Origin of the sequence: Pseudarthrobacter sp. TAF60_1, assembly GCF_052113505.1 — a bacterium.
GTDB lineage: Bacteria > Actinomycetota > Actinomycetes > Actinomycetales > Micrococcaceae > Arthrobacter.
On sequence record NZ_JBFRDI010000032.1, the window covers coordinates 1 to 6,202 of the forward strand.

Genomic DNA, 6,202 nt, shown 5'->3' on the forward strand with positions numbered 1-6,202 from the left:
ATGGTGCGGTGACGCCGGCGAGTACCACCTTTGACATTCTGCAGAACGCCGGGGATGTGTTTGTGGATGATGAGACGGGTTCGACGTTGAATCAGGTTTCTCCTGCGAACATGCGCCTGGGCGGGGACAAGCAGCTGCCGGGCTCCGCGCAGGTCAGCTTGGGGACCTCCGTCATTTCCGTCACCGACGCCGCCAAGGGCAAGGTCTGGGCCCTCTCGCCGTCCAACGTCAACGGGTTCAATGAGGCATCCGCCGAACCGGTGCTGGCTGCATCGCAAGGCACGGTCTCGGCCGTTGGCGCCGACAACCGGATCTATAGCGCAGATCCCAAAACGGGCGCAGTGACCATCACAACCGCTAACGCAGACGGCGCGGCAACCGCCACCGAGTCCAGCACCTGGGGTGAGCTTAAGGGTGCGGGGGATCTGCAGATCACGGTGGTGGGGGATAAGCCGGTGGTGTTGGATGCTGCGGCGGGGAGCCTTTTCCTGCCCGGTGGCAAGCGTCTGCAGTTGGATAATGCGCGGGACGCTAAGCTGCAGCAGGGTGGCCCGGCCGGTGATTTTGTGGCGATCTCGACCCGGAAGGCGTTGCTGAAGCAGCCCTTGGACGGTTCCACAGCTAAAACGGTGATGTTCGGCGGTGAGGGTGTACCTGCCGCGCCGGTGCAAGTGGGTGGGTGTGTGCATGCGGCGTGGTCCGGGGCGAATAAGTATGTGCGTGACTGCGTCAATGATGCTGATGATAAGAACGTGGACGTGCCCAGGGCGAGTGCGTCGCCGTCGTATGTTTTTCGGGTGAACCGGGACCTGGTAGTCCTCAATGATGTGAACTCGGGCAATGTGTGGCTGGTGAACCAGAACATGCAGCTGGTGAACAACTGGGAAGACGTCATCCCGCCGAAGGAAACCTCCGATGATGCGGACAAGGATTCCGCCGACGAAGTCCAACAGACCGTGCTGCCGGACCGCACCAAACCAAACAGCGCGCCGGTGGCCAAACCGGATACCTTCGGGGTGCGTGCAGGCGGGACTGTGATCCTGCCCGTCCTGGACAACGACACCGACCCCGACGGCGACATCCTCACCGTCCGTGCCCCCGATCCGATCAGGTCCGGCATACTTGCCCCGATCTACGGTTCCACCGGGTTCCAAGTCAGCGTCCCTGCCGATAAAACCGGCTCCGAGACCTTCAAATACACTGTGGACGACGGTCGGGGCCTCAGCGCTTCCGCCGACGTCACGCTCAATATCGTGCCGCCCGGTGAGAACTCCGCCCCGCGGCAGAAGCCGAACCGCAACACCACCCTGGTGGTACAGGCCGGCAAGAGTGTCACTCAAAACATCCTCACCGACTGGATCGATCCCGACGGCGATGATCTGTACGTAGTCAGCGCTACCGGAAGCGATCCCCGCGATCAGGTCAAAATCCGCCCCGACGGACTGCTCACGTTCCAAGACGCCGGCACGGAGCCAGGCCGCAAGGTGATCACCCTGACGGTCTCCGACGGCGAATCGACCGGCGAAGGCAAAGTGACCGTGGACGTCCGCGCCCCCGGTGCACTGCCGCCGGTCGCGAATGCGGACCACGTGGTGGCCGTCGCAGGCGTCGACACCGTAATAGCACCGCTGAAGAACGACTCGGACCCGCAGGGCGGTGCGCTGCGCCTGGCCCAGGTCACCCCGGACGGCAACTCCACAGCCACGATGGGGGCGGACCAGCAGACGTTCACTTTCACCTCCGCATCCGTGGGCTCCCATTATGTGTCGTACTTAGTCACCAACGGTCCGGCCAGCGCCCAGCAACTGGTCCGGGTGGACGTGGTTTCCGGGGACGGGAACGGCGCCCCCGTAGCGGTGCGGGACATAGCGCTGCTGCCCAGCGGCGGAACCGTGCTCGTGGACGTCCTCGGCAACGACTCGGACCCCTCCGGCGGCGTGCTGGTAGTGCAGTCCGTCACAGCGGCTGACGGGTTGCCGGTCAGCCTCTCAGTGCTGGACCACGCCGTCATCCGGATCACCGACATCCGGGCGCAGGGCCAGCTCAACGTCAAGTACACGATTTCCAATGGCAAATCCTCGGCCAGCGGCGACATCGCTGTCCTGGTGGTGCCCGCCCCGGCCAAGCTCCAGGCTCCCCAGGCCAAACCGGACGAAGTGTCTGTCCGGGCGGGCGACGTGGTGACCATCCCGGTCCTCGCGAACGACACCGACCCCAACGGCGGCAAGCTCAGGCTGGACCCTGATTTGGCCCAGAAGCCCGACGACGCCGACGGCCGGATGTTCCACGCCGGAGACACCTTGCGCTTCATCGCCGGAGACGTCCCCAAGACGGTGTATGCAATTTACAAAGTCACCAACGAATCCGGCCAGGCGGACTCGCAACAGGTGACCATTCGCATCCGCGCCCGCGACGACGAACGTAACACCCGTCCGGAGCCGAAGAACCTCACCGCCCGTGTGGTGTCCGGAATGATGGTCCGGATCCCGGTGCCGTTGGACGGTATCGACTCCGACGGCGACTCCGTGCAGTTGATCGGAGTGGACAAAGCCCCCGCCATGGGAACGGCCGTTGCCAAGGATGGCTACCTGGAATTCACCGCCACGGGCACGGCTGCCGGTACGGACTCCTTCACCTACCGCGTCCGGGACCGGATCGGCGCTGAGAACACCGGCACGGTCATTGTGGGCATCGCACCGGCCGAAGCCAACAACCAGAAGCCCATCGCCGTTGACGATTCCGTGGACGTCCGCCCCGGACGCAGGATCGCCGTCGATGCGCTCAGCAACGATTCAGACCCCGACGGCGACCCCATCGCACTCGTCTCCAACGCCTTTGAAGCCCCTTCGGAACTCGGCGTCGACACCGCTGAGGGCAGGGTAGTGCTCACGGCACCCGGCACCGCCGGCAACGAGAACGTCAGCTACAAGATCCAGGACGACAAGAAAGCCCAGGGCGGGGCAGTGATCCGGGTCAGGGTCAGTCCGGACGCCCCCCTCAAGGCTCCGCAGGCGAAGGACGACGTCATTACTCCTGCTGAGACGCTCGGCAAGTCGGCCGTTGATGTGCCGGTCCTGAAGAACGATTCGGACCCCGACGGCGTGGCTGCCGACCTGAAAGTCAGCTTGCCCGACGGCAACCCCAACGCGAGGGTCGCGGGCGACGGCAACGTTGTGGTCAGCCTCGCAGCCGGGGACCAGTTGGTCCCGTACACCGTCACCGATGTTGACGGCCAGAGCGCCACTGCCATCATCTGGGTGCCTGGCCAGGGTGAACAGCACCCCACGCTGGCCCGCACCGACGTTGTGGAAGTGATGGCCGGCAAGGAAATCAATCTCGACCTCAGGGAGTATGTCAGGGTCCGGGAAGGCCGCTCCCCACGGATCACCCAGGCGGACAAGGTCCGGGTGCAGGGCGCTGACGCCCAAAACGTCATAGCCGGAAGCGGCGACGCCCTGCGCTACGCGGCCCTCAGGGACTATGTGGGCCCGGGCTCCCTGACGTTCGAAGTGACCGACGGGTCCGGCCCCGAAGATCCGCAGGGCCTCAAAGCCACCCTGACCATCATCACCCGCGTCATCCCGGACCCGGCCGCCAACCACGAGCCCACGTTCAGCGGAACCGACCTCGACGTGCCGAAGGCCGAAACTGCCAGCCTGGAGCTGGGCAACCTGGCCAAGGACGTGGACGCGGGCGACCAGGACAAGCTCAAATTTGAGTTTGACGGGACCATGCCGGAAGGCTTCACCGCAACCATCGAGGGGCAGACGCTAAAGGTCAGCGCCGCAGCAGGCCTGTCCGCGGGCCGCAAGGGAAGCATCCAGCTGAAGGTCACCGACGGCCGCTCGGAACCGGTCAAGGCTTCGGTAACGGCCACGGTTGTGGCTTCCAACAGGCCCCTTCCCACAGCCAGTGACGACGTCATCGACAAGGCCAACGCCGGCCGGACCGAAACCATCAACGTCCTCGCCAACGACTTCAATCCGTTCAACGACACCCCGTTGAAAATTGTCTCGGTCGCAGTGGAAACGGGCTCCGCCGCCGGGCAGCCTCGCATCGCCGGGGATTCCCTCACGGTGACCCCCGCGGAAGGATTCAAGGGCGTTATGGTGCTCCGCTATACCATCTCGGACAAGACAGATGACCCCTCCCGCCACGCGAACGGCCGCGTCAGGATCACCGTCCGGGATAAGCCGGACGCTCCGTCTGCTCCCACCGCCACTGACGTGCGCAGCCGGACAGCAGTGCTCAAGTGGGCGCCGCCCTCGGACAACGGTGCAACGATCACCGGGTACACGGTCCGGTCCAACAACGGCTTCGAACAAAAGTGCGCCACCACCACCTGCACGCTGAGCGGGCTGACCAATGATGTGAAGTACGTTTTCACCGTGCTTGCCACCAACGAGGTGGGCGACTCACAGGCCTCCTTGCAGTCCAATGAAATCCGCCCTGACGAAAAGCCGTCCCCGCCCGAGGCGCCGATCGTGAAGGCCGGCGACAAGAACATGGTCATCAACTGGCCGCCGGCCAAGACCGAGGGCTCGGCCGTCAAGAGCTACAACCTGGAGATCTCGCCTCCACCGGCCAGCGGCATCGCCGTCAAGAACGGCGTGACCGGCCTGACCTACACTTGGCCCGGCCTGACAAACGGCGTCCGCTACAGGGTGCGTGCCCAGGCGGTCAACGAATCGGGGCCCTCCGACTGGGGGATCTACTCCTCCGAAGACAACCCGGCTGGCGTGCCCGCTGCCCCGGCAGCGCCGACCTCAGCCGTTGCGTCCTCGGTGGGGACCACCAACCAGCTGCGGGTGAACTGGACCGAACCCGATACCAACGGGGACGCAATTAAGAACTACTACGTCACCATGAGCGGCGGCGGCGGGGCCCCGCAGACCCAGACCATCGCGGGGACGGTTCGCACAGCCAACTTCACAGCCAACAACTCCGAAGCCGGCTACACCTTCACCGTCCAGGCCGAAAACAAGGCAGGCAAGGGGGCTGTCAGCCCGGCGTCGGCGCCCCGACGAGCCACCGGCAAGCTGGGCCAGGTTTCAGGAGTGAGTGCCACCGCCGCCGACACCGGAGGAGCAGGGCGCCAGGTGACCATCAATTTCAAGGAGCTGACAGCGGCCGAACGCAACGGTTCGGCGTATGGCGAGGTCAGCTACAGCTACAACGCCAGCACCGGCCAGAGCGGCCCCATTAGGCCAGGGCAGACTGTGAGCGGCTTCACCAACGGTACGGCCACCTCCATCACCGTGGTGGCCAACTCCAGCGTGGCACCAAGTTCAAACGCCAGTGCCCCGGCCAACGTCACCCCTTACGGATCGCCGGGTACACCGTCGGCATCGGGCCAGAACGGCGGGCAGAACCAGAAGTCATTGAGCTTCAGCTGGACCTCGCCGTCAACGTCGACGAACGATGTCGCCTATACGCAGATCAACATTGACGGCCGCGGCTGGGAACGGGTCGCCGCGTCGGGAAGCCGGACGGTGAACACCGGAGGCTTCGACGAACCGCACTCCATCCAAGTGCAAACCGTGAATTCCGTGGGGACTGCCGGAGCAGTTGCCACCGCGACGGCCAGGTCCGGGCCGGCCAAGACAAACTGGGACAACTCGATCGTCGGCTTCCGCACATGTACCGATGCGCCTGCCTCAGGCCAAACCTCGTGGCGGTCGCCGACGGGCGCGGAACATACCTGTGATGGTGTCACCCGCGACTACCCCTGGATCTACGGCTCCGGTCCGTCCTTCACCGTCAACTGCTACATGTGGCGAACAGTCCCGGACGCCCGCGGCACGTACAAGTGGTACCGCATCAATTCCCATCCTGATGGCCGTTTTGTGGGCCGCACCGTCCAGGTGGGCAACACCACCCTGGGTGAGCCCGAGAGCCATGGCATCCCGCAATGCTGATGACGGACAACGCCGCAGACCCAGCCGTGGGGGAGAGCTGCCCATCGCGACACCCGGCCTGCTTCGGTAGGCTAACGCGGGAACAGAGAGCCCTGTACCGGGTCTTTGGACGGTTCGGCCGGGGGGCCGCCACACATTTCGGGGGATTAGAAGAGCTGTGACAAGTCTGCTGGGGAAGCTTGGGCTTAGGGGACGCCGCAACAGGGTGGTCAGCGGGTCGGCTTTTGTTGCCGTCGGTGCGGTGTTGGTTGCCGGTGCGATCATTTATCCGGGGTTTAAGACCA

General features: G+C 64.7%; 1 protein-coding gene. It reads left to right on the forward strand.

Annotation, left to right across the window (positions count from 1 at the left end; all coding sequences use genetic code 11):
* Positions 1-5,918: Ig-like domain-containing protein (locus AB4Y73_RS20225; protein WP_441874450.1), on the forward strand; the 5,918-nt coding region annotated here is incomplete at its 5' end.
* Between the last annotated feature and the right edge of the window lie 284 nt (positions 5,919-6,202).